Origin of the sequence: Mycolicibacter senuensis (assembly GCF_002101885.1) — a bacterium.
GTDB lineage: Bacteria > Actinomycetota > Actinomycetes > Mycobacteriales > Mycobacteriaceae > Mycobacterium > Mycobacterium senuense.
In genome coordinates this window covers 1-1,693 of record NZ_LQPS01000012.1, presented here as the reverse complement: position 1 = coordinate 1,693, position 1,693 = coordinate 1, and the positions used below count along the sequence as shown (strand labels likewise).

Genomic DNA, 1,693 nt, shown 5'->3' with positions numbered 1-1,693 from the left:
TTGACGGGATTGATGGCACCGCGGCCAGTATTGATGGCACCGCCGGTACAGCAGGTGGTGCCGGCGGCAATGGTGGTAACGGTGGGTCCGGCGCTGGTGGTGCTCGGGCTGCGGATGGTCTGGGCGGCAATGGTGGTGCTGGTGGCCGGGGTGGTCATGGTTTCACCGGTGCCGATGGCCATACGCCTGGTGGTGACGGTGGCCATGGCGGGCGTGGCGGTGCCGGCGGTGATGGCGGCGTGGCCGGGACCGGCCGGATTGCCGGTACCCATGGTGCCGGTGGGCTCGGTGGTAATGGTGGCTCGGGTGGTCAGGGTGCGGCTGGTGGGGCTGGTGCCGACGGCACTGCGGCCAGTATCGATGGCGCTGAGGGTGCTGCTGGTGGTGCCGGCGGGAATGCCGGCGTCGGTGGCGCTGGTGGGCTCGGGGGCGATGGCCTCCAGGCTGCCAGCGGTAGTCATGGCGTCGCGGGTGTCGGTGGTGATGGTGGTGGCGGTGGTGCCGGGTTGGCCGGTGCTGATGGTGATGCTTCGGGCCTGGATGGTGTTCGCGGTGGTCATGGTGGGGCTGGGGGTGCCGGTGGCCTGGGTGGTTTAGAAGCCAACGGTGTCGACCGGGCTGCGCAGGGTGTCGGCGGCAATGGGGGTGTCGGCGGTGCTGGTGGTCACGGCTATACCGGTGCTGACGGGGATGCCCCGGGTGCCAGCGGTGAGCACGGCGGTAACGGTGGTGCCGGCGGTAACGGTGGCGCCGGTGGTGCTGGTTCAGACGCTGGTGCCCATGGTGGTGGTGGACTTGGCGGCAATGGCGGCAATGGCGGCAATGGCGGCAACGGTGGTGTCGGGGCGGCGGGTGCTGTCGGGGCGACCGGAGATGGCATCGAGATTGATGGTGGTGCTGGGCAGGCCGGTGGGGCCGGCGGCAACGCCGGTGCCGGTGGTGTTGGGGGCGCCAATGGTGATGGCAGCCGGGCTGGTGATGGCACCGATGGCAAGGCCGGGGCTGGTGGCGACGGCGGTGGCGGTGGTGCCGGGTTGGCGGGTGCTGATGGTGATGCCGCAAGCCTGGATGGTGTTCGCGGTGGTCATGGTGGCGCTGGGGGTGCCGGTGGCCTGGGTGGTCTAGAGACCGACGGCACCCGGGCTGCGCAGGGTGTGGGCGGCAATGGTGGTGCCGGTGGGGCCGGCGGCCACGGTTACACCGGTGCTGACGGGGATGCCCCGGGTGCTGATGGTGGTCATGGCGGCCATGGTGGTGCCGGTGGTGATGGCGGCCTCGGTGGTGCCGGTTCGGTCGCCGGTGTTCATGGTGGTGGTGGGCTCGGCGGTGATGGTGGCTCGGGTGGTCAAGGCGCTGCCGGTGGTGCTGGTGCCGAGGGGACTGCGGCCAGTATCGACGGCGCTAACGGTGCGGCCGGTGGTGCCGGTGGTAACGCCGGTAGCGGTGGTGTTGGGGGCGCCAATGGTGATGGCAGCCAGGCCGCGGGCGGTATCGATGGCAAGGCCGGGGCTGGTGGCGCCGGCGGTAACGGTGGTGGCGGGTTGGCCGGTACCGATGGTGACGCCGCAAGCCTGGATGGTGCTCGTGGTGGTCATGGTGGGGCTGGGGGTGCCGGTGGCCTGGGTGGTTTAGAAGCCAACGGTGTCGACCGCGCGGCGCAGGGTGTCGGCGGCAATGGTGGTGCCGGGGGTGC

At 70.9% G+C, this 1,693-nt stretch carries 2 pseudogenes; both read left to right on the top strand.

The features are described 5' to 3' along the window. Window positions 1–597: pseudogene (locus AWC24_RS23245) on the top strand (hypothetical protein); the annotation flags it as partial. Next, a pseudogene (locus AWC24_RS23240) lies at window positions 507–1,693 on the top strand (PE family protein); the annotation flags it as partial. The pseudogenes AWC24_RS23245 and AWC24_RS23240, both read left to right, overlap by 91 nt.